Source organism: Flavobacterium sp. 20NA77.7, from assembly GCF_031326205.1.
In the GTDB taxonomy this organism is placed as follows: Bacteria; Bacteroidota; Bacteroidia; order Flavobacteriales; family Flavobacteriaceae; genus Flavobacterium; species Flavobacterium nakdongensis.
This window is the reverse complement of sequence record NZ_CP133721.1, coordinates 1,503,765-1,526,847: the sequence shown is the minus strand read 5'-3', so window position 1 is coordinate 1,526,847 and position 23,083 is coordinate 1,503,765. Positions and strand designations below refer to the sequence as shown.

Annotated in this window: 25 protein-coding genes; 10 read left to right on the top strand and 15 right to left on the bottom strand. The window is 32.7% G+C overall.

Features of this window, described 5'->3' with window-relative positions; translation table 11 throughout:
* Nucleotides 1-33: 33 nt before the first annotated feature.
* Nucleotides 34-1,707, top strand: coding sequence for an RluA family pseudouridine synthase (locus RF683_RS06790; protein WP_309531582.1), 1,674 nt, complete (start codon nucleotides 34-36; stop codon nucleotides 1,705-1,707).
* Nucleotides 1,708-1,774: 67 nt separating this feature from the next.
* Here the strand turns inward: RF683_RS06790 and hutI are convergent, their stop codons facing one another.
* The gene (hutI, locus tag RF683_RS06785) at nucleotides 1,775-3,016 is read right to left on the bottom strand and encodes an imidazolonepropionase (protein WP_309531581.1); all 1,242 of its coding nucleotides are present in this window, start codon (nucleotides 3,014-3,016) and stop codon (nucleotides 1,775-1,777) included.
* 93 nt (nucleotides 3,017-3,109) lie between these two features.
* On the opposite strand from hutI, the gene corA reads away from it, so the two are divergent.
* The 4 genes from corA (at nucleotide 3,110) to RF683_RS06765 (ending at nucleotide 5,843) form a co-directional block, all read left to right on the top strand.
* Entirely contained in the window at nucleotides 3,110-4,180 is a 1,071-nt protein-coding gene (gene corA, locus RF683_RS06780) for a magnesium/cobalt transporter CorA (RefSeq protein ID WP_309531580.1), read from the top strand.
* Between the two features lie 70 nt (nucleotides 4,181-4,250).
* Entirely contained in the window at nucleotides 4,251-4,574 is a 324-nt protein-coding gene (locus tag RF683_RS06775; RefSeq protein ID WP_309531579.1) for an ArsR/SmtB family transcription factor, read from the top strand.
* A 152-nt stretch (nucleotides 4,575-4,726) separates the two neighbouring features.
* Nucleotides 4,727-5,203 carry a DUF6428 family protein gene (locus tag RF683_RS06770; protein ID WP_309531578.1) on the top strand — a complete coding sequence of 159 codons (477 nt, stop codon included), beginning with the start codon at nucleotides 4,727-4,729 and terminating at the stop codon, nucleotides 5,201-5,203.
* Between the two features lie 25 nt (nucleotides 5,204-5,228).
* Complete coding sequence (locus tag RF683_RS06765; RefSeq protein ID WP_309531577.1) at nucleotides 5,229-5,843, top strand: arsenate-mycothiol transferase ArsC; 615 nt, start codon at nucleotides 5,229-5,231, stop codon at nucleotides 5,841-5,843.
* A 194-nt stretch (nucleotides 5,844-6,037) separates the two neighbouring features.
* Here the strand turns inward: RF683_RS06765 and RF683_RS06760 are convergent, their stop codons facing one another.
* Nucleotides 6,038-6,559, bottom strand: a complete 522-nt coding sequence (locus tag RF683_RS06760) for a hypothetical protein (RefSeq protein WP_309531576.1) — start codon at nucleotides 6,557-6,559, stop codon at nucleotides 6,038-6,040.
* Between the two features lie 153 nt (nucleotides 6,560-6,712).
* Here RF683_RS06760 and RF683_RS06755 point away from each other — a divergent pair, with 153 nt between their 5' ends.
* The gene (locus tag RF683_RS06755; RefSeq protein WP_309531575.1) at nucleotides 6,713-6,964 is read left to right on the top strand and encodes a hypothetical protein; all 252 of its coding nucleotides are present in this window, start codon (nucleotides 6,713-6,715) and stop codon (nucleotides 6,962-6,964) included.
* A 117-nt stretch (nucleotides 6,965-7,081) separates the two neighbouring features.
* Here RF683_RS06755 and RF683_RS06750 read toward each other — a convergent pair whose 3' ends face one another.
* The 13 genes from RF683_RS06750 to RF683_RS06690 form a co-directional block, all read right to left on the bottom strand.
* Complete coding sequence (locus RF683_RS06750; protein WP_309531574.1) at nucleotides 7,082-7,618, bottom strand: hypothetical protein; 537 nt, start codon at nucleotides 7,616-7,618, stop codon at nucleotides 7,082-7,084.
* A 454-nt stretch (nucleotides 7,619-8,072) separates the two neighbouring features.
* Nucleotides 8,073-9,107, bottom strand: a complete 1,035-nt coding sequence (locus RF683_RS06745; protein WP_309531573.1) for a peptidylprolyl isomerase — start codon at nucleotides 9,105-9,107, stop codon at nucleotides 8,073-8,075.
* Nucleotides 9,108-9,119: 12 nt separating this feature from the next.
* Nucleotides 9,120-10,214 carry a peptidylprolyl isomerase gene (locus RF683_RS06740; RefSeq protein WP_309531572.1) on the bottom strand — a complete coding sequence of 365 codons (1,095 nt, stop codon included), beginning with the start codon at nucleotides 10,212-10,214 and terminating at the stop codon, nucleotides 9,120-9,122.
* 4 nt (nucleotides 10,215-10,218) lie between these two features.
* Nucleotides 10,219-10,770: a gliding motility-associated peptidyl-prolyl isomerase GldI gene (gldI, locus tag RF683_RS06735; protein ID WP_309531571.1), complete on the bottom strand. Its 552-nt coding sequence runs from the start codon at nucleotides 10,768-10,770 to the stop codon at nucleotides 10,219-10,221.
* Nucleotides 10,771-10,772: 2 nt separating this feature from the next.
* Entirely contained in the window at nucleotides 10,773-11,786 is a 1,014-nt protein-coding gene (locus RF683_RS06730; RefSeq protein ID WP_309531570.1) for a DHH family phosphoesterase, read from the bottom strand.
* Entirely contained in the window at nucleotides 11,786-12,154 is a 369-nt protein-coding gene (gene crcB, locus RF683_RS06725) for a fluoride efflux transporter CrcB (protein ID WP_309531569.1), read from the bottom strand. The genes RF683_RS06730 and crcB overlap by 1 nt, the downstream gene beginning before the upstream one ends.
* Before the next feature lie 12 nt (nucleotides 12,155-12,166).
* Nucleotides 12,167-14,161 (bottom strand): choice-of-anchor L domain-containing protein, encoded by a 1,995-nt coding sequence (locus RF683_RS06720; protein WP_309531568.1) that lies wholly within the window; start codon nucleotides 14,159-14,161, stop codon nucleotides 12,167-12,169.
* 15 nt (nucleotides 14,162-14,176) lie between these two features.
* Entirely contained in the window at nucleotides 14,177-15,013 is an 837-nt protein-coding gene (locus RF683_RS06715) for an ABC transporter permease (protein WP_309531567.1), read from the bottom strand.
* Between the two features lie 20 nt (nucleotides 15,014-15,033).
* Nucleotides 15,034-15,924: an ABC transporter ATP-binding protein gene (locus tag RF683_RS06710; RefSeq protein WP_309531566.1), complete on the bottom strand. Its 891-nt coding sequence runs from the start codon at nucleotides 15,922-15,924 to the stop codon at nucleotides 15,034-15,036.
* Between the two features lie 62 nt (nucleotides 15,925-15,986).
* The gene (locus tag RF683_RS06705; RefSeq protein WP_309531565.1) at nucleotides 15,987-16,706 is read right to left on the bottom strand and encodes an SDR family NAD(P)-dependent oxidoreductase; all 720 of its coding nucleotides are present in this window, start codon (nucleotides 16,704-16,706) and stop codon (nucleotides 15,987-15,989) included.
* A 105-nt stretch (nucleotides 16,707-16,811) separates the two neighbouring features.
* Nucleotides 16,812-18,074 carry an NRAMP family divalent metal transporter gene (locus tag RF683_RS06700; RefSeq protein ID WP_309531564.1) on the bottom strand — a complete coding sequence of 421 codons (1,263 nt, stop codon included), beginning with the start codon at nucleotides 18,072-18,074 and terminating at the stop codon, nucleotides 16,812-16,814.
* A gap of 108 nt (nucleotides 18,075-18,182) precedes the next feature.
* Nucleotides 18,183-19,241 carry a nucleoid-associated protein gene (locus RF683_RS06695; RefSeq protein WP_309531563.1) on the bottom strand — a complete coding sequence of 353 codons (1,059 nt, stop codon included), beginning with the start codon at nucleotides 19,239-19,241 and terminating at the stop codon, nucleotides 18,183-18,185.
* A 12-nt stretch (nucleotides 19,242-19,253) separates the two neighbouring features.
* Entirely contained in the window at nucleotides 19,254-19,805 is a 552-nt protein-coding gene (locus tag RF683_RS06690) for an IS1096 element passenger TnpR family protein (RefSeq protein WP_309531562.1), read from the bottom strand.
* A 193-nt stretch (nucleotides 19,806-19,998) separates the two neighbouring features.
* Here RF683_RS06690 and trxB point away from each other — a divergent pair, with 193 nt between their 5' ends.
* The 4 genes from trxB (at nucleotide 19,999) to RF683_RS06670 (ending at nucleotide 23,045) form a co-directional block, all read left to right on the top strand.
* Nucleotides 19,999-20,943 (top strand): thioredoxin-disulfide reductase, encoded by a 945-nt coding sequence (trxB, locus tag RF683_RS06685; protein ID WP_309531561.1) that lies wholly within the window; start codon nucleotides 19,999-20,001, stop codon nucleotides 20,941-20,943.
* An 87-nt stretch (nucleotides 20,944-21,030) separates the two neighbouring features.
* A complete protein-coding gene (locus RF683_RS06680) occupies nucleotides 21,031-21,783 on the top strand; it encodes a DUF3298 domain-containing protein (protein WP_309531560.1) in 753 nt (250 codons plus the stop codon).
* A 19-nt stretch (nucleotides 21,784-21,802) separates the two neighbouring features.
* Nucleotides 21,803-22,159, top strand: a complete 357-nt coding sequence (locus tag RF683_RS06675) for an arsenate reductase family protein (RefSeq protein WP_309531559.1) — start codon at nucleotides 21,803-21,805, stop codon at nucleotides 22,157-22,159.
* Nucleotides 22,152-23,045, top strand: coding sequence for a DMT family transporter (locus RF683_RS06670; protein ID WP_309531558.1), 894 nt, complete (start codon nucleotides 22,152-22,154; stop codon nucleotides 23,043-23,045). Before RF683_RS06675 ends, RF683_RS06670 begins: the two co-directional genes overlap by 8 nt.
* Nucleotides 23,046-23,083 lie beyond the last annotated feature (38 nt).

The window sequence follows — 23,083 nt, the reverse complement described above, 5'->3', positions numbered from 1 at the left end:
TTTATTCTCATATATAATGGTTAATTTTGCGCCATGCAGATGCCACCACTTTTCCAACCTTTTAAAACGGATATTTCAGGAATTTCATTACCCGAAAAATTTACCTTTCCCTTTTATTATCAACCTCATGAACTAAGTTTGATTGCCTCAAAAGCACTGCAAGACTTTTTAGAAACACAAACTGATTTCGAACATAATTTTGGCTTAGTTGAAGAGCAAAAAGGCTTGGTAATAGGTAAAATGTTTGGTGTTTTGGTGTGCCAAAATAAAGAAGGAGAAATAGGCTATTTATGGGCTTTTTCTGGAAAATTAGCAGCATCAAATCATTTGCCTTATTTTGTTCCTACGGTATTTGATATGTTAGACGAAAAAGGATTCTTTAAAAAAGAAGAAGAAATAATTAGTGCAATTAATTTACAAATTGAAACGTTAGAACAAGACCCTAATTTTTTGCTGTGTAAAAAGAAATTTGAAAGAGAAACAAATTTGGCTACTATTTGTATAGATGAGCAAAAACAAAAAATTCAACAACAGAAAAAAACACGTGATGAAAATAGAGCACTATTTGATAGGTTGGCACAGCCACTTTTGTTTCATATCATGCAAGTAAGTTGGAGTAATGAAAGCATTAAAGAAAAAGTCTTGTTGAAAAACATGACAAAATACTGGGACTATCGTTTACAAGAATTGAAAAACAAGTATGAGCAATTTGTCAATGAAATCAACAAATTAAAAGAGCTAAGAAAACAAAAGTCAGCGGCTTTACAACACTTATTGTTTGCCGAATATGCTTTTTTAAATAAAAATAAAGAGACAAAAAGCTTAGGTGGAATTTTTAATGATAATCCGCCCGCTGGAGCAGGGGAGTGTGCCGCACCAAAATTGTTGCATTATGCTTTTCAACATGATTTGAAACCCATATCGATGGCTGAGTTTTGGTGGGGGCAATCGCCAAAATCTGAAATAAGAAAACATAAACAATTTTATCCTTCTTGTAAAAGTAAGTGCGAACCTATTTTAATGGGGCACATGCTAAAAGGCTTAGCATTAGAAGCTAATCCATTAATGGAAAATCCTGCAGCGGGTAAGCAACTTGAAATTGTGTATGAAGATGACGCATTACTTATCATAAATAAGCCAGCAGAATTTTTATCAGTACCAGGAAAAACAATAGCTGATTCTGTATATCAAAGGATAAGAGACAGCCATCCAGATGCTACAGGACCCTTAATTGTACATCGATTAGATATGTCTACTTCGGGTATTATGTTGGTAGCTAAAGATGAAGAAACGTATGTAAAATTACAACGTCAATTTATTGACCGAACGATTAAAAAAAGATATGTAGCCTTGCTTGATGGTATTGTAAAACAACCAAAAGGAACTATTGATTTACCGCTTAGAGTAGATTTAGACGACAGACCCCGACAATTGGTTTGTTACGAACACGGTAAACACGCACAAACGCATTTTGAAGTGCTTTCTATAAAAAATAAACAAACGCGCATTCATTTTTACCCCATTACTGGACGTACCCATCAATTGCGTGTTCATGCTTCACATGCTTCTGGATTAAACATTCCTATTGTGGGTGATGATTTATATGGCACAAAAGCAAATCGGTTGCATCTTCATGCCGAGTGGATTCAGTTTGCCCATCCTATAACTGGAAAACAAATAGAATTTTTAGTAGAAGCTGATTTTTGATTTTGTTTTTACCGCAAAGAGGCAAAGATTACGTAAGGTTAGCTATGTTTTTGTATACTTTACGAACTTAGCGGTTAAATTGTTCCCCATTAACCCATACACTGTCAATCAAATTTGTGGCAAAGCAATACGGTATTTCATAAAAACTATGCAACGGTTTTGTGATGATAAAGTTCGCTTTTTTACCTACTGTAATGCTACCGTGAGTATCGTTCAATCCCATGGCATAAGCACCGTTAATCGTTGCTGCACTGATAGCTTCTTCAGGAGTCATTTTCATTTTAATACAAGCAGTTGCTACTACAAAATGCATATTTCCAGTTGGGCTGGTTCCTGGATTAAAATCAGAAGCTAAAGCTAAAGGTAAGCCAGCATTAAGTAATTGTCGGGCGGGTGTATAAGGAATGCTAATAAAATAAGAACAGCTAGGAAGTGCAACTGGCATACAATCGCTATCTTGTAATGCTTCAATATCTTCATCTGTAACAAGTTCAAGATGATCAACACTTAAAGCGCTCTGATTCACACAAGCTTTAATTCCGCCAATAGCTGTAAATTGATTGACATGAATTTTAGGTTTTAATCCATATTTCTTTCCCGCTTCCATAATTTTAATGGTTTCTGCTACACTGAAATAACCTGTTTCTAAAAAGGCATCAATGTAATCAGCTAAATTTTCTTTTGCAATTTTAGGAAGCATGTCGTTGCAAATTAAATCAATGTAGGCTTCATGATTTTCTTTATATTCCTTGGGAAAAGCATGTGCACCTAAAAAGGTAGCCTTAATTGCTATGGGATAGTTTTCTTTTAATCTTTTAATTACGCGCAACATTTTCAATTCGCCTTCGACAGTTAAACCATACCCTGATTTTATTTCTACGGCACCTGTACCTTGCAACATTACTTCTTCTAAACGTTTTTTTGATTGCTCATAGATTTCCTCTTCAGAAGTTTCATTTAGTTTTTTAGCCGAATTTAAAATACCACCACCTCGAGCGGCAATTTCTTCATAGGATAATCCGTTAATTCGGTCTACAAATTCACCGCTTCGATTCCCTGCATACACAATATGGGTATGGCTGTCACAAAACGAGGGTAATACAATTTTACCTGAAGCATCAATAACAGTGCAATTCGTTTCTTTAGGGCAATCTTCCATTTTTCCATAAGCGCTTATTTTGTCGTCTTTGATAAGTAAAAAAGCATTTTCGATGTGTGGAAGCACTGCCATTTCAGCCCCAGAAACTTTTGAAATACCCGATTCTCGTACTTGAAGTAGTTGCTTGATATTGATGATGAGTGTTTGCATGATAAAAATTTTGATACAACAACATTAAGACGAATTGCCATGTCGTCTTTTTCGTTATATTTGTAAAGCATAAAAGTAACTATTTTAGACGAAGTGCGAAAATTAATCTATAAAAAAGGAAGAAAAGTCCTTCCGTCATTAGTGGAATATACAGGAAAGCATAAAGATGAAAAATCGGCTATGCAATTATTTGTTTATGATGCGCATACACTTGCCGAATACCACGATATTAAGTTAAGTCAAATTGATAAATATTTAGATCAATCTAAAACCAATTGGTTCAATGTTCATGGTTTGGCAGATATTACACTGATTAAAGAAATTGGACAGAAGTTTAATATTGATGATTTTATTTTAAGTGACATTTTAAATATTTTAAAACGTTCTAAAATAGACGAATATCCGCATTCGTTATTTTTTACGATCAAATCTTTATTGCCAATAAATAATACTAATTCAATTGATGTAGAACAAGTTAGTTTTATATTGAGAGACGGCATGTTGTTTTCATTTCAAGAAAAGCCAAGCAGCTTTTTTGTACACATTCGAGAACGATTAAGACAAAGTTCGGGAATCGTACGTACAAGAAAAGCAGATTATCTATTGTATTTATTACTTGATGCTGTTATGGAAAACTTTTTCATCACGATAGAAAATGAAGAACATAAAATTGATAAGATTATTGATTTAGCCAAAACAACTTCCACAAAAAATATTTTAGAAGATATTGAAACACATAGAGACAATTTAAATTTTTTAAAGCGTTCTATTGTGCCCCTGCGCGATTCGTTATATTCGATTAAAAGTATGAAAGATGACGATGTGTTTAATGCCATTGCCTCTGAAAATTATACCTTTTTTGCCCGTTTACATCAAAAATGTTTAGAATTATTAGATCAAATTGAGGGCGATTTGTATGCCCTAGATGCAGCTTCAAACTTCTATTTTTCGATGCAAAGCCATAAAATGAATGAAGTCATGAAAACGCTAACGGTGGTTTCTGTGTTTTTTATGCCATTGACTTTTATCGTTGGTGTATATGGAATGAATTTTGACAATATGCCCGAACTCCATTGGAAATACGGCTATTTCATCATTATGAGCTTGATGACGTTGCTTTTAATAGCCATGGTTATTTATTTCAAAAAACGTAAATGGTATTAAAAACATTTTTATATAAATCGTTTTTTTATTTAACTTATTATCGTAATATTGCAATATTAAAATATAAAACATGGGAATCACCAAATCAGATTTTTTTACTGACGAGCAAAATGAATTGGCTCAAATGTTTAAAGCACTCGCACACCCTGCTCGAATAGCTATTATTCAATATTTAGTTAAGGTTGATACTTGTATTTGTGGCGATATTGTGAATGAGTTGCCGTTAGCACAACCAACTATTTCTCAACATTTGAAAGAATTAAAAAATGCCAACATTATTCAGGGAACTATTGAAGGAAAATCTATTTGCTATTGCATTAATCTAGAAACGATTGATAAAATAGAAAATCACTTTGGAATAATTCGCCATAAGCTCAAAAACAAATGTTGTTAACACTCTCACTAATTTAATTACCTAAAAAAATGAAATCGCCATAAACAACTAGTTTGCGTAAGCAAATACCAATAAATAAAAGGCGACTCGAGACGAAGTCGAACTGGCGAAGCATAACATATATGACCGCTAACAAATTAACTTTTACATATATGAAACTATCTCAATTTATAACAAGTATCAATTCGGTTCAAGAATTTACAATTCAGTTGCCTAATGGCACTTTTGTACCGCCTCATTTTCATATTACCGAAATGGGTTTGTTGACCAAAAAAATTATTGATTGCGGGAATGTAGTGCGTGAGGAAAAAGTAATCACATTTCAAGTCTGGTTTGCAGGCGATCTAGAACACCGATTAACATCTGAAAAAGTACATAAAATCATTCGTGCTTCTGAAAAATTATTTGAGAATGCTGATTTTGAATTGGAAGTAGAGTATCAAGATACTCAAACGATTGGTAAATTTGGTATTGAATTCCAAAATGGGATTTTTTATTTAACTTCAAAGCAAACTACTTGTTTGGCACAAGATCATTGTGGAATTCCAGCTGATAAAATGGAACCAGTAACGGGCGAGTGGAAACCAAAAGAAACCCCTTGTTGTTCTCCTAATACAAGCTGTTGTTAAATTTTATTATTAATATGAGTTAAAAATGCTTGAAAAGTTGTCAATAACCATCAAATTTATTTCAGAAATTTCAATTTCAGAATCACGCAAAGAAGTGTTACTTCCATTGATTGACTACATTCAAAACAAAATCAATTTAAGCGAAGAAATCCGATTAAATTTCATTTGTACGCACAATTCACGAAGAAGTCATTTGGCACAAATTTGGGCACAAACAATGGCATTTCATTTTGGAATTAAGAATGTTTTTTGTTATTCTGGTGGAACCGAAGCAACAGCACTATTTCCAAAAGTAGCTGAAATATTATTCAATCAAGGTTTTGAAATTCAGAAGGTAAGCGAAGAGCAAAATCCAGTTTACGCGATAAAATTTGCTGCGAACCAACATCCCATCATCTGTTTTTCAAAAGTTTATTTTGATGATTTTAACCCGAAAAAGAATTTTGCAGCTATCATGACATGTAACAATGCCGATAAAGGTTGTCCTATGGTTTTTGGTGCTGAGGCCCGTTTTCCCATCAAATACGATGACCCAAAAGCCTTTGACGGTACCGAACTCATGAACGAAAAATACGCGGAACGCAGTTTACAGATTGCTTCTGAAATGTATTATGTTTTTTCTCAACTAAAAACGAACTGAAATGAAGGAAATTGTAATAAAATATAAAAAACCAATTATCATAACCACAGCTGTCATTATCTTACAACTTATTTGGGGTTTTGATCCTAAGTTTTGTTTAATCAATATGATTTGGTTATTTGTTTAAAAGGATATAAGGATTTAAAGAAAAAAGGTGATTGTGCAATAGTTACGGCTGTTGTATATCGACTAGATTAGGAATAGTCATTAATAATTAATTCTTTAAATGTATTTTGAGTTAGATTTATTTTCACACTAAAATAACAATTTCCTCCATCTTTAACTTGTCTAGGAAAAGTTTTCCATTCATCATTTCTTGGTTTATCACAAAAAAAATTTATCCAAATTTCTTTTTCTCCTTTTTCATTTAAAATTGGTACATATTGTCGCATTTTATTTTCTAAACTGATTTCGTAACCTGTTTGTTTCTTGAAATTATTTGGAAATTTTTTATTGTGTTCGTTTAACACCAATCTTTCTTTCTTATTATGTTCTTTCACAATATCGTTTAGAATATTCTCTATTTTAATTAGCTCATTATTATCGATAGATGTTGGTGTTCCGTTTTCAAAAATCCAATTCCAATTTTTATCAAATGATAATATTTGAAACTCTGAACTCGATAATTTAAATTCATTTTCTAAATTTTGAGATTGTAACTTTTGATTAGCTGTAATTAAAAAAACAAATAAGAATAAGAAACTTAATTTTTTCATGATTTTAATTAGAAGTGAATAATCTTTTTGGCTTTATGAAGTGGTGTTTCACCAACACCAAACCATTACAAATATAACAAAACATTCCATTCAGCAGCGGATTTTCCTACGGAAAATCCGAAAGTAGCCATTGAAGCAAATCGTTGTTAGCTGATGGCGTTACTAATCAGTAAATATTGTATTAAAACAAATGCCATGATTGCGTTAACAATTATTCCAATCCACTTCTTTATTGAATTTGGTTCTTTGATACCTGCAATTGCAAATGAAAAACCCAATACTCCTATAATTCCGCCAACGATTGTGAACAAATCTGCTAATCCTTCGCAAACTGCCGGTGAAGGGAAAATAGTTATTAGTAAAAACATTAAAACGAAACAGCTTAAAATTGCTATCGAAAAGTAAAATGATATTTTCGTAAATGAAATTTTTTTCATCAAAACTAAATTGTTTTAAGTGTCAAATTAAAAGGGTTTTTCCAGCATGACCGCTAACAAAACTTGTGTTAGCCGTTCGATTTTATTATTTCTTTTCTTTTTCTGTTTTATTTATAAGTTTTTTAATCTCTTTTGCGAGTTGTCTATTTTCAGTTGTTAAAATTACAACGCCTGACTTTCCATAAATTCCATATAAAACTTGAGCACTATTATCAAAAATCGAATAAATTTTATTGATATAAACTCCATTTAGTTTTTCTACAATTAATAAGTATTCAGGATTTTTGTTTAAGTCTAAAATTATAGATTTCTTTTTTATATATTTCAAGACAAAAAGTATTTTCACGCCACAATTGTTTCCATTTCTGTCAATTGATTCAGAATATAATGTCGGAGTACATTTTGTAATTATTTTTGGTTTGTATTCTCTGTAAATTGAATCAGAAATAATTTTTTCACGAATTAGTTTCAATTTTAATTCTAATGTTGCTTCATTTTCAAAAGAAGCTTTCCATTGAATATTTTTAGAATTTAAATCACAGCTATCAACAACTTTATTTTGTCCAAAAAAAAGTTGATTTGATAAAATAAATAAAAAGGAAATTATGATTTTAAGTTTCATTAATAGTCTTTATTTCGTTGTTTTTTTGCGGTTGCGGTAAACTGACGGCTAACGCAGAGGCGGCTTGACGAAGTTCTCCGAAGGAGAATTTAGTTAAGTTGTCTCTGCTCTAACACAAATTTAATTATATTTTTTATAAATACAAGAAAATTTTGACAGTAAGGTGATGGATTATGGGTTATGGGAGAAAGTAAAAAGTAAAAAAAATCTAAAGTCTGAATGTTGATGGTTGAATGTGAAAAGTTTTAAATTTAGGAATTAGGAATTAGGAATTTTCAAATTGGCACATTGTCTCATTTTCAAATAAAAAAAAGTGTTATGAAAACGATACGTGTATTCTAGCCCCGATGGGAGCGAAGTACCGAGTACTGCGTACAGCGGGACAGGTTTTGTATAGCACTAAAAAAGCCTGCTCCAAAAAATGAAACAGGCATGTATAATGTGTTTTTTAGGCTTATTGGTTAATTTTTAATAGTTCAACTTCAAAAATTAAATCGGCATTTGGAGGAATAACACCACCAGCGCCTCTTTCGCCATAGGCTAAATTTGATGGGATATAAAATTTGTATTTTGCACCTTCTTTCATTAATTGTACACCTTCTGTCCAGCCTTTAATCACTTGGTTTAAAAGGAAATCAATTGGTTCGCCACGTTGCACACTGCTGTCAAATACTTTACCGTCAAGTAGCATGCCTGTGTAATGTACTTTTACATTGCTTGTAGCCAAAGGCATAGCACCTGTTCCTTCTTTTAGCACAATGTATTTTAAGCCACTTGGTGTTGTAGCTGCGTTTTCAAATTCTTTTAAGGCTTGTGCTTTTAAAGCTTCTTTGGCAGCAGCTTCTTTTTTATCTTCTTCTGCTTTTGCATTATAGTAGTCTGAAAAGGTTTTTGCAGCATCAAACGCTTTAGCTTCTTTACCTACTCTTACAATGACTACTTTTTCAATAATATCATTTTGTGCAATAGCATCAACGATTTTTTGTCCTTCTACAACATGGCCAAATACACTGTGTTTGTTGTCTAACCAAGGGGTGTCTTTATGGGTAATAAAAAATTGTGAACCATTGGTTTTTGGTCCTGCATTTGCCATAGATAAAATTCCTGGTTTGTCGTGTTTTAAACTAGGGTCAAACTCATCTTTGAAGCTGTATCCTGGTCCGCCAGAGCCATCGCCTTTTGGGTCACCTCCTTGAATCATAAAGTTAGGAATAACGCGGTGAAACTTAAGTCCGTTATAATACGGTTTTCCTTTTAATTCGTTTGCAACAAAAGGGTTTTTACCTTCCGCTAAACTTACAAAATTTGCAACGGTTACAGGTGTTTTTGTGTATTCTAATTGCAGTGCAATTTTACCTTTGTTGGTATGAAGTTCTGCATACAATCCCGGTACTTTTGTATAAGGAAGTGGAGCAGGGGCAGGTTTTTTGGTTTGTCCAAATGCGATACCTACAGTTACTAAGGTTAAAAATAAATTTTTTAAGTTCATATGACGTGAGATTTACTTGTTTATTAATTCAATTTCAAAATAAAGGGTGGTGTTTGGCGGTATTTCTCCTGCACCGCTTTTACCATACCCTATGTGGCTTGGGATAATGGCAACCATCTTTTCACCAAACTTTAATACTTCTATAGCTTCAATAAAGCCAGGAATCATAGCTGTTTGGTCTCCTATTAATACTGCCATAGGCGCATATCCTTTTTGAGCCGCTCGTCTTGGGTCTAGTTTACCAAATTGTGAGGCAACACCTTCAATATTAGTATCAAATAGCCTGCCATCTTCAAAAAATCCTGCATAATTAACGAATACTTCATTGCCATATACGGGTTTTTTGGCTGTACCTTTTTGAATTATTTTATAGATTAAACCTGATTTGGTTTTAGTCCCTGTTTTTTGTACATCTTGGAACAAGGCCGCTTTTTTAGTTTTAATTTCGGCTACTTGTTGTTCTATTTCTTTTTGGGCTTCTTGTTCTTTTTTAAAGTACTTATTAAATGTTTTTACGGCATCAAATTTCTTTGCTTTTGTTCCTTTTCGAATGATATTTACAGCTATAATTTCATCACCTACCGTAATGGTTGGTAAAACATCTAATCCTTCCACTACTTCGCCAAAAACGCTGTGTGCACCATCTAAATAAGGAATTTCATCTAACGAAATAAAAAATTGTGAACCATTTGTGTTAGGTCCCGCATTTGCCATTGATAACATCCCAATTTTTGAATGTTTTAAACTTGGGTGAAATTCGTCTTTAAATTTATACCCTGGGCCACCACTCCCGTTACCATTAGGATCTCCTCCTTGTATTACGGGTGGATTCATTTCCACGCGGTGAAAGGTAAGTCCGTCATAATAATGAATACCTTTGAATTTAGACTCCACAAATTCATTTTTTCCTTCTGCTAAGGTAATGAAGTTGGCTACTGTGTAAGGTGTTTTTTCATACTCTAATCGGGCTGTAATGTCACCTTTAGAGGTTTCAATCACAGCATAAATTCCATCAGAAAGATTGGTTTCTTTTGTGTCTGATTTACAGCTACTGAACAACATACTTATTACTGTAAATAAACTAGTAATTTTAATTAAGTTACGCATAATGTTAAGGTTGTGATTCGTCTTTTTTAATATCTGTTAAACTTACAATACAAATTATCGGTTGGTTAGTGCCAATTTTATCGTTGTCACCATGATAGCCATACGCTAAATGCGAAGTAAAGTAGAATTTCACTTTATCGCCTTTGTGCATCAGTTTAATACCGTGTCTTAAACCAATCATGATATTTTCTTTGTCTACGTAGTAGGTTTGTGGTTTTAATTCTTCTTTTGAATAAATTACATTTCCATACAAATCTGTAATTTCATAATCAAAATAAGCAATATCTCCTCTAACAGGAGCTGTTTTGCCTTCTCCTAAGGTTTCGTAAGTGTACCAATATCCTTTTTCAGAGGCAATATAGGCGTGTGCTGTATCTTTTTTAATTTCTTTTTTAATTAAATCTTCTTCATTAGCTACCAATTTTTTATTTCTCTTGATAGATTCTTTCATAAAAGTTCCTGTAGATTGTGAAATAGGTTTACGGGCTTGTTGCTCTGAACAGCCTGTAAGTGCTATTCCCAAAAGGAATAAAGTAAAATAGTTTTTTAAAAACATAGTTATTTTTTTTCAGTTGCTAAAATAGCAATAAATTTATTGATTGTTTCTTCTAAAGTGTCAAAAGATTTGCCACCTGCTGCATTTATGTGCCCGCCACCATTAAAGTGTTTACGTGCAAGTTGGTTTACATCAAAGTCGCCTTGTGAGCGGAACGATATTTTAATTATTTTTTCATCTTTATTTTCAGAGAAAAAAGCAGTAAAATCAACATCTTTTATTGTTAAACCATAATTTACAATACCTTCCGTATCGCCTTTTTCATAGTTGAATTCGTCTAAATCATCTTGTGAAAGCGCAATATAGCTGGTGTTGTATTGAGGTAATACACGTAGGTTTTGTAAAGCACGACCTAATAATTGTAAGCGATTGTAGTTAGAATTGTCATACAAGTTAATGTAGATTTGGGTGTTTTCGGCACCTTTGTCAATTAAATCTGCTACAATACGATGCGTGTCGCCTGTTGTTCTTGGAAATCTAAATCCGCCAGAATCTGTTGCAATTCCTGTATATAGACAATTTGCCACGTCTTTGTTTATGTAGTGGCTTAGGTTTAAATCTTGGATAAAGTCATATACCATTTGACACGTTGAACCATACGTGGTGCTCGAAAATGTAAATGCGGCATAGGTATCTGGTTTTTCATGATGATCAATCATTACAAAAGTAGCGGGTAGTGTTTTTAAAACACGTTCCATTTGCTCTCCTGTTCTATGCAATGCATTAAAATCTAACGTAAAAATGAGTTCGCTTTCTTCTAAAATTCTAGTCGCGTTGTTTGTTTCGTTCCCTTCAAATACAATTGTATTGTCTGTTCCTGGAAGCCACTTTAAGTATTCAGGAATGTCGTTTGGCACCACTACAGTAACTTGATGGTTGAGTTGTTTGAGAATGTTGTAAAGTCCAAGAGTTGAACCCATAGCATCACCATCCACATTTCTGTGCGGAATAATACTAATACGTTTAGGTGTTTCTAAAAGTGACTTGAGTGTGCTTATTTGATGTGATTCTAACATTAATTTGATAGTTTAAAACCTGCGTAAACGGCTAGTAAGCCAATAACTAATGAGGTTGTTGTATAGATTGTTGCTAAATTATAGTGTTGATTTTGAATGAATTGGAAATTTTCTAGACTTAAGGCCGAAAACGTAGTAAATCCACCGCAAAAACCAACGGTTAAAAATAATTTTAAGCTGTCGTTTTGTACATTATTTTTTTGGAAGTATCCAAAAAGGAGACCAATTACTAAACAGCCTAATCCATTTGCTACAAAGGTAGCCCAAGGAAATTGATTTCCTTGATTTTTAGCAAAAAAATAACTAATAGCATACCGAAGTGTACTTCCAAGGCCTCCTCCAATAAAAATAAAAAATACGTTTCTCATTTGGTTTTTATTTTAACGTTTTAAGGTAAAATGACTTCGTATTGTTTTGCCATTTGGTAAGGCTAACACAAACCAATAGTCAGTTGCGGGAAGGTTATGGTTGTTGAATGTACCATCCCAACCGTCTTCTGCCGGTTTTAACTGTTTGAGTAATTTACCGTATCTATCAAAAATATAAATTTTACTAGAACCCCATCCTTTTTTGTCTAAATTTTTAATTTGCCATAAATCATTGTAACTGTCTCCGTTTGGGGTAAAAAATTTAGGATAATTTAATACATAAAACGTTTTTGACACACTTCCGCATCCTCTTGTATCATTCACTATGGCAGTGTATTCTCCAGGTTCGGTTAGTGTAAAAAACGGGGTGTTTTGAAATGGACTTCCGTTAATCGCATATTCATAAATGCCATTTCCCGAAACACGTATCATTGCTTGTGTAACATCTTCAAAGTCAGTCGTTTCAATATCTTCTATTAAAGCGATTTCTGAAGTTTCAACAAGATAGGTTTTTGATTGCGAACAACCATTACTATTTGTAAAATTCACCATATAAGTTCCTGCATTTGAAACAAAAATAGAAGTACTTTGTTGAGGTGGATTGGTGTTCCAATTGTAATTTGAATAGCCTGAAGGAGCAACTAATTCTATGGGTTGATTGTTGCACACTAATTTAACTTCTGTTGGAAATAAAGTGCTAAATGTATGTACGGTTAGTTGAATAGGATATGGTGTATAACATGAAGGATAATTGGTAATAAGCGCATAAATGGTTTGTTGAAAAGGGACGGTATTTGTAAATGTAATTGGAAGTGGTGTTGATCCATTTGGTACAATGTAAAAATCTATATTTATATTGCTTGGTAAATTGGTAAACAGTTGATTTTTTATTACATTCAAATCAAAGGGCGCTACTCCGTCAGTGTCTGTATCACATACCGAAAAAGAAGTTTGATTTAGTATTAAATTGGGTGCAGTTTCAATTTCAATTTGCCCCGTAATTATACAAGTAGTATTTACAGTTATTTCAACACTATAAATACCAGTTTGTGTTACTGTATAGGTAGGGTTGTTAGCGCCGCTAATAGCTGTGCCATTTAAAAACCATTGGTAATTTGTGGCTGCTGTTTCTGTGGCGTCAAGTATAAGCGTTTCATTTGCGCACAAAGGATTATTGGTTGCAAGTAATCTGTTTTCACCTAGATATTTTGTAGCATCAAAACTGCCTGCTCGTAAAAATATACCTGAATCATATCTGTAATTGCCTTCATCTGCAATTACTAATTTAATATGGTATGGCGTGTTAGGTATAACAGTTGCTTGTGCCGTAAGTATTTTTGTTTGTCCATCAAATGTAGTGGGGTAACTTCCATTATTAAAAGCGTCAAAATAAGCCGAATTGGCTGCAGGACAAATTGTTCCATTTCCTCTAACGGTGTTTACTTTTACAGGTATTGCGGTGTTAGGTATTACCGCTAGGTTTTGGTAGGTTGAAGCGGTCGCTTCTTTTAGTAAAAAAGCAAAACCATCAGTATAATTACATTGATTGGGTGATGGATTAGATAAATATTGTTCGGAGGCAAAAATATATTCAAAACGAATGTTGTTAGCTAAAGACACAAAATCAAATTCAAGTACTGTTGCATTAAATGTGTTAGATAAATTTAGTGCCGTATTCAGATCTGAATCACCATTCCATCCCATACTTCCACCGTCATCAGCAAAATTTGAATTAGGGCCCACAGCATTATTTAGTTTTCCTGTAGTAAGTAAAACACCTTCTTGAAACGGAAGAATAGTGGAGTTAGCATTAAAATAGCCATAACTTTTTTCTCCGGTAGTAAAATTTCCACCACTTACAGAAACATTAGATACTTGAATACATGGATTATTAATCAATATATTTTCCACTAATTGTTGTGCGGTATAGCTTGATGATACAGTTATTTGTTGTCCAAAAACGGCTGTAAAACTACAAACGAGAATAAGGGAAACTATTTTTTTCATAGCATCGCAAAGATACTATAAATCTCTTTTTTTAACGATATAATAAGATAAAAATAAGAAAATGAGCGTCCAACCAATTACAATGAGTACATTAGTAAATGTAACGTTATATTGCTTGGTGATTTCTTCTCCAATTTGAGAACTTAATGTTTTTACTGCTTTTAATCGTGTCCAAGGTTCAACAATAAGGTTATTCATGGCTTCAAGCGGGTAAAAACGTTTAATTTGATAAGCTGTATCAAAATCATTGAAAACAAATCTTCCTAAAATACCATAGGATATGTTTTCACCTATAAACCAAACAAATAAGAAACCAAGCGCAAAGGCAGATTTTCTAATTAATAGACCTAAAAATAAACAAAAGGTGAAGAAAGCAGTTAGTTTTATAAAATAGGCAACTAGATAACTTAAGTCAGAAAAGACAATTCCAATTTCGTTAAAAGCAGAAAAAGAATATCCTAATAGCAGACTCATACTAAAAACAAAGGCAGTAGATATGAACGCAAAAAATAAGATTGTATAGAATTTTGATAAAATGAATTCTTTTTTACTCATGCCATCAATTAAATTTTGCTTAAGGGTGCCATAGCTGTACTCATTAGCCATCATGGAAACAATTACTACCGCTAAAAATATTTTAAAAAAAGCAGCAATATAAGTGTTGAAATGCCAAATATAAGGAAAGTTAAAAATGCCCATATCGGCAAAATACAATTTTATGGGGCCTATTTCAATTTCAATAGAAGCAATAAGTGCAATAAAGCTTAATACAGCAAAATAGAGTATAACTAATATTTTACTAGATCTATTTTGCCAAATTTTTTGTAATTCTATGCTAAGTAACCGTTTCATCTAAATTATGGTTTTACGAATTAGTTTGTTAATTTTAAAAATTGTTCTTCTAAACTTGTTTTACGTTTAGCTAAATGCGAGAGTACAACTTGTTTATTAAAAAGATACGTGTTTAACTCTTCTGCTTCTAATGGACTTTTTAAGTAAACTAATACTTTAGTATCTTGTTGTACTGTTTTTTCAACCGCGGGATGTGCTGTAATAACTTGTATAAGTTTTTCTTGATTTGCTGCTTCTAATTCAAAATACCCTTCATTGGCAAGCATTCCATCAACCGTTCCTTGGTAAAGTGTAACGCCGTAGCGAAGCACAATGACATGAGAGCAAACTTTTTCTACCTCATCCAGTAAATGCGAAGCTAGTAATATAGTGGTTCCTTGTTGTGCTATTAGATTAATTAAATCTCTAATTTGTCTTATTCCTTGAGGGTCTAAACCATTTGTGGGTTCGTCTAAAATTAATATTTCGGGATCATTTAACAAGGCAGATGCAATTGCTAAACGTTGTTTCATGCCTAATGAAAACGTTTTAAATTTGCTGTCTTTTCTGTCTAAAAGGCCTACCAATTCTAGTTTTTCATTAATTTTTGTAAACGGAATATCTTTAATTTTGCAAACTAGTTTTAAGTTTTCACCAGCGGTCATATACGGGTAAAAATTTGGACGTTCAATGATAGCGCCCACTTTTTTTAAGGCATCATGGGTGCTGCTTTTTCCATCAAACCATTCAAAGTCGCCAGAAGTTTTGTTTACTACATTTAGGACAATTCCTAACGTGGTAGATTTTCCAGAGCCATTAGGTCCTAAGATGCCGTATACATTGCCTTTGTGAATTTCTAACGAAACGTTGTTAACCGCATGAACATTTTTGTATTTCTTGTGAAGGTTTGAAATTTTTAATATTGTTTCCAAGGTATGTTTAATTTGATTACAGAATTAGACTACAAAGGAAATAGAATGTTACAAAATTTATGTTAATTATATTTAGCATACAGAAATTTTGGTGCACATTTTAAAAGTAATGCAATTAAATACCAACGTTTAGTAATATAGGCAACTTTTCGTTTACTTTTTATAGCTGTATAAATTTGATGTGCTGCTCTTTCTGGTGAAGCCATCCAAAAAATACCATCTCCTAGTGCCATCTTAGTAGCTACGAAGCCAGGTCTACAGTCTGTTATTGTAATTGGTAATTTTGATAGAATTGCTTTTTTTTGTAGGCCTTCCGTAAAGTTTATTTGGTAGGCTTTTGAGGCGAAATAGCTTGTAGCATCAGGATTTCCTCTTAAACCTGCTATAGAAGAAATCACGACTAAGTGCCCTTTTTTTTGTTTTGTAAATAAAGAATACGCCCATTCTGCAACAGCTGTAAAACCTAAAACATTGGTTTGAATGGTTTGTGTTTCTTTTTCGAACTCAAAATCTGGATTTTCAAAACCTACCCCAGCCGAGAGAACAATTAAATCTATTTCGCCTAATTGTTGTTGTAATGATTCAAGTTTTTCTTTAACAGTTGTTAAATCTGAATTATCTATAGTGTAATCAAAGAAAGCACTTGGATTTTCATTTTTCAATTCTTGTAATAGGTGAGTTCGCCTACCTGTAATACCTACACTGTAATTTTCTTTTGCTAATACTCGTGCCAAAGCTTTTCCAATACCAGAAGTAGCTCCTATAACAATTGCTTTTTTCATAGCGAATAGATTTGGTTGATAATACAGATGATTGATTTAGGTATTAAATTAAATTTCGTGATATCTTATTGATAAACATGTCGAACAAATGTTAATTTTTATTTTTTAAAATTGTAAATAAAGAAGTAGTCCAGCCGCAATTGTCATAATTATTAAAGCGGTAAATCCTAGAATATTAGTTTTTAAATCATTTACATTTTTACCCATAATTTGTTTGTTATTTGAAATATGTAGAATGATAGCAATGAGTACTGGTGCGGTAATACCATAAAGAATGGCGGTATAAATCAATGCTTTTATTGGAGATATACCGACATAATTAAGTGATAATCCTAAAATTAGCGAAATAGCAATAATTAGATAAAAACCTTTTGCTTCATGAAATTTTTTATCGAGTCCTTGTTCCCAACCGAATGTTTCAGTAAAAATATAAGAAAGCGATCCGCTTAAAACAGGTATAGCTATTAAGCCCGTTCCAATAATTCCCACAGCGAAAAGTAAGTAGGCTAAATCGCCTGCTAATGGTTTTAAAGCTAAAGCAGCTTGTTCAACAGTGTCTATTTGATGAATGCCTGCTTTGAATAAAACCGTTCCAGTAGTTAAAATAATGAAGTACATCACAAATCCAGAAAAAGTCATGCCAAAATCTACATCTTGATTGATGTCGTGAATGATTTTTTTATTTACAACAATATGCTTTTTCTTGTTTTTCATTTCTTCCACCTCCACAGAAGCTTGCCAAAAAAAGAGATAGGGTGAGATAGTAGTCCCTAAAATACCAACTAAAATGGCAACAAATTCTTTATCAAATGTTAGTTTAGGGATAAATGTCGCGCTCAGTATTTCTTTAAAATCTTGCTTGTATAAAAAAGGAACTATAAAATAGACTAACATTACAATGCATAAGTATTTTAGAGCTGAGGCTATTTTTTGATAGGGTAAATAAATAATAAGTCCTAATAGTAAAATAGTAAAAAATACACTAAAAAATGAAGCGTCTATATTCGGAAATAATAAATTGCCTACCGCCCCCATGCCTGCTATATCGGCCCCGATATTCATAACTATTGCGGGAAAGCTAAAAATTAGCATAGTATATAAAATAGGTTTGGGATAGTGTTTTTTTAAGGTGCCAGTTAATCCTTGAGTGGTAACAACACCTATTCTCGCACACATTTGTTGGATAGCAGCCATGAGCGGAAAAGCTACAATTGAAGTCCAAAGAGTTGTTAGTCCATAGGCTGCTCCGGCTTGAGAATAGGTAGCAATTCCAGAAGGGTCATCATCACTAGCACCTGTTACTAGACCAGGACCAAGGATTTTCCAAAAGCGTTTGAGTCTTGATACTATACTTTTTTTATGAATCATAATAATGTAGTAGATAAGTTGTTACACAAATATACGTAATTAAAACAAAAATTCCCCAACACATTATGCTGAGGAATTTAAAATAGTTTTATATAAAATAGTACTGTCTTATGATTTTTGCTCTTTATTGAAATAAACTAAATAATAGTACATTTGTTTTTCTTCGTCCCAACCTTTTTCAACAAATTTTTCGGCACTTTCAGGGTTAACAAAATCAAGTTTAATTTGAATATTGGTGTCTAATTCAATTACATTTCGTAATTTTTTACGAATGTCTGTAACGGCAGCGTTTGCAATAGGAAAACTAGATACGTCTTCAATGCTGTATTTGGCACCTCTATCTACTTTGTAATTTTTGAATTCAGGAATTAAATCTGGATTGTCTAACACTTCATTTAAGAAAGCTGTTTCTTCAAAAGCGTCATTTTTAGCAAAATGATTTACCGCACGATTCATAAACAATACTTCTTCTTTTTTGTCTTCTGCAGGGAGTACTACTTCTTTAGCAAAGTCTTTGCAAAATTGTAAATATTTTTTGGTCATGAACGTTTCGTCTTGAAAAACATCAACATTTAAGAAGTGTTCTAACCAGTATTTTGAATCATAACGATTGCTATCAACAGATAAAATTTTGTAACCTTCTTCTTTTTTGAAATTAAAAATAATGCAACCTTTATCTAACTTATTTAAATTAATACCTTGTTGTAATACCATTTCTAAATTATCTTCTTGTTCTTCAAACTGTAAAAAATCAGTTTTGATTTCACTTTTGAAAATACCGACAGCATCAACTACATTGTTTTGTATAGATGTGTTCGTGAAATACGCTACATAAACTTCTCCGTTTTTTATATGTGGGTGATTAGATTGCTCAAATAAATGAGTGGTAATTTTTTTAGAAACCTCGTGGATTTGAGTTGGATTTGCAAAAATTTCGGTAGCAAAGTTATATAACTCGTTATATTCTAAATCAACTTCGTGTGCAAATTGATAATAGTTTTCTTCTTTCTCTCTGAACGCTTTAAAAAAGTATTCTTTAAGAAGAGGCATTATTTCGTCATTCAACGTATAAGGCTGGGCAGATAAAAAAATAGATTCGTTTCGGCTTTTATTTCCTACTCTATGAATGGATAGGTTTTCAATGTGTGCATTAAATAAATTGATCATTGTGTATATTAATTAGTTCCAGTTTTCTTCAAATCCCATATCTTCAAAACTATCATCACCTTCAAAAAGATCATAGTCTTCTTCGTCTAAATCATCTTCAAAATCTCCATATAAATCCTCATCAGTTACTTCACCGCCTCTAAAACCACTTTGTATAGCTTCGGCTGGTAATTCGCCATGAGCAAAAAGTAAAGTAGGGTAGGTTTCGCCTTCTTCGGGAGTTTCAATTGCAGCTAATTCTAAGAAAAATGTCCACATATTGAAAAAATCATATACATAAACCATTTTTGTATTGTCTTGATGCATTAAGTCATCAATAGCAAAATCGGCCATTGTTTTGATTTCACCCGGAACATCACCAGTATCAAACATAGGGATTTCGTCTTCTTCGTTCCAAGTCCAATCGTCTTCACATGTAAAAAAAGAACCTGTTTCTGTGCCATCAAAGCCAAATGCATTGACGATAGCATTGTGTAAATCTTCTAATGTTGAATGGCACTCTATCGCTAAGTCTCTAAAAATGTCTTCTTCGGCATCAAGGATAACTCTAAACTTGTATATCATAAATGAATTTTTAATGACACAAAAGTACATATTAATTAGTTTTGGTTAGCCAATTGTTAAAAAGTTTTTTTTATAATATTATTGCATATATTGACTCATAGGGTTTACCTATTTTAACATTAGAAAAATGAATTTCTCTTAGTTGTATTTAGGGTTTTATTGTTTTATATTTGCCCAAAATAACACCAATCTTATGTCAACAATAGAAGAAGTAAAATGCTTAATAATAGGCTCAGGTCCTGCAGGTTACACAGCAGCTATTTATGCAGCCAGAGCAAGTATGAATCCTGTTTTGTATCAAGGAACACAGCCAGGAGGACAGTTAACAACTACAAATGAAGTGGAAAATTTCCCGGGTTATCCAGACGGAATAAGCGGGCCCGAAATGATGGTGCAATTGCAGGCTCAGGCACAACGATTTAATGCGGATATTCGAGATGGTTGGGTAACTAAAGTCGATTTTTCGGGACCTATTCATAAAGTTTGGGTTAATGATGAAAAGGAAATTCACGCCCAAACAATTATTATTTCTACAGGCGCCTCTGCCAAATATTTAGGATTAGATTCAGAACAGCATTACTTAAAATTAGGCGGTGGTGTTTCTGCTTGTGCTGTTTGTGATGGTTTTTTCTATCGCAATCAAGAAGTGGTTATTGTAGGAGCGGGAGACAGTGCTTGTGAAGAAGCACATTATTTATCAAAAATGTGTAAGAAAGTGACTATGCTGGTTCGAACAGATAAATTCCGTGCTTCAAGAATTATGGAAGAGCGTGTTAGAAAAACAGAAAATATTGAAATTTTAACCAATACTTCTACTGTTGAGGTTTTAGGTGATGGTCAAGTTGTGACAGGTGTAAGAGTTAAAAATTCAGTAACTAGTGCAGAACATGATATTCCTGCAACGGGTTTCTTTGTAGCTATTGGACACCAACCAAATACCGCAATTTTTAAAGATTTTATTACGTTAGACGAAACAGGTTATATAGTAAATGTTCCAGGTACGTCTAAGACGAATGTAGCAGGTGTCTTTGTAGCGGGAGATGCTGCAGATCATGTGTATCGTCAAGCCATTACAGCTGCTGGAACAGGTTGTATGGCCGCTTTAGACGCAGAGCGTTATTTAGCTAGTCAAGAATAATTATACTAATCGGGGTTTGCCCCGATTTTTATTTATTTGGCTTGATTTTTGCTATGAAATAATTTAGGTAACATGTTGCGGATAATCATGAAAAAATATACTTCTTATTCAGTACTTGTCTTGTTTGTAATTTCCTTTTGGAGTTGTTCAAATAAAATTATTTTTGAACGAAAAGCGTATACGTCATATTATCCGTCTAAATTAACTTCAGACTATAATTCTGCAAATATTCAAATGGAAGTTGTCGAAGCTAAAAATGCAGACAGTATAAATAAAATTATATTCGAAAACATCAAAGAAATTTCAAGTTTTATAGAAAATAATAATTTTACAATACGTAACTACAACGACCTAACTACAAGTTTTATCACTTCCTATAAAGATGTGAAAAAACAAGTGCCTAATGATAAGTTAAAAAGCTGGGAATACCATTTAGAAACCAATGTTGAATATGAAACAGAAGATTTCGTAAATATTGTTATCAATTATTATTCTTCCTACGGCGAATCTAATGGATTTGCAGATAAAAGAGCACTTGTATTTGATAAAATTTCAGGAAAACAATTAAAAACAGAAGATATTTTTAGTTCTATTTTTAAGATTACTCAATTAGTAGAATTAAAATTTAGAGCAAAATACGGTATTAATCCTTCGCTTTCTTACAATGCACAAGGTTTTTGTTTTCCCAACAACAGATTTAAATTAGCTAATACCCTTTTATTTACTATTGAAGGAATTACTTTTTATTATAACCTAAACGAGATAGCTTCATTTGAAAAAGGACATTATGAAGTTTTTATGAGTTATGATGAATTAGATAATTATTTACTTATTAAATAGACTCTCACTTAAATTGACCATGCGAAAAATATATTACTTAAAAACGTGCGATACGTGTAAAAAAATCATTAAATCATTACCTAAAACAGAGGGTTTTATATTTCAAGATATAAAAGAAGAGCCTATTTCAGTCAAACAGTTAGAAGAAATGTATGCCTTGACAGGAAGTTATGAAATTCTTTTCAGTAAAAAAGCTAAGTTATATAAAGAAATGGGTTTAAAAGACGAAAAATTATCTGAAGCCGATTTTAAAAGATTTATTTTAGAACACTATACTTTTCTAGCTCGTCCCGTAATCATTATTAATCCTTCTATTTTTGTAGGAAATAGCCCGAAGGTAGTCCAAAAAGCCATTGAATTTTTAGCTAATGAGTAAGAGAAGCTGGGCTTTAGTTGCCGCTACCTTAGTTTCCATTATTTATGGTGTAACTTTTACGATTGCTAAAGATGTTATGCCAAAATATGTAGACGCGTTTGGATTTATTGTCATGCGGGTGGGGGGATCGGTTCTGTTATTTTGGTTGATTTCCTTTTTCGGACCCAAAGAAAAAATTGACAAACAAGATTTTTCTCGCATTATAGCAGCAGCATTTTTTGGCGTAGCTTTAAACATGCTTACTTTTTTTAAAGGATTGAGTTATACTTCGCCCATTATGGGAGCCGTTTTAATGGTCACCACACCGATGATTGTACTCGTTTTATCTGCATTCATTATAAAAGAACGCATGGAAAACAGAAAAGTGTTGGGCATCATTTTAGGCTTAGCAGGAACCATAACGTTAATTTTGTACGGAAAATCTATGGCAAATGCGACAAATGCTTCATTAGGAAATGTATTGGTATTTATCAATGCAGTTTCCTATGCATTTTATCTGATTATCGTCAAAAAATTAATGGATAAATACAACGCATTTACGTTTGTAAAATGGATTTATACATTTGGGTTTTTGATGGTACTACCTTTTGGTTGGAACGAATTTCAAGCGATAGATTTTGCTCATTTACCCACGGATATTTTCTGGAAAATTGGTTTTGTAGTCGTGTTTTCAACCTTCTTAACCTATTTGCTTAATTTAATTTCTATGCGTGAACTTAAACCCACAACCGTTGCGGTTTTTATTTATTTACAACCATTATTTGCGACTGTTTTCGCAGTAAGCTTAGGAAAAGACGATTTGAGTTTGGTGAAATTGATTTCGGCGGTGTTAATATTTGTTGGGGTTTATTTGGTAACGCAGAAAAAAGTGACTAGTGACAAGTAATTAGTAATTAGCATTTTTGAAAAGACTAATCACTATTC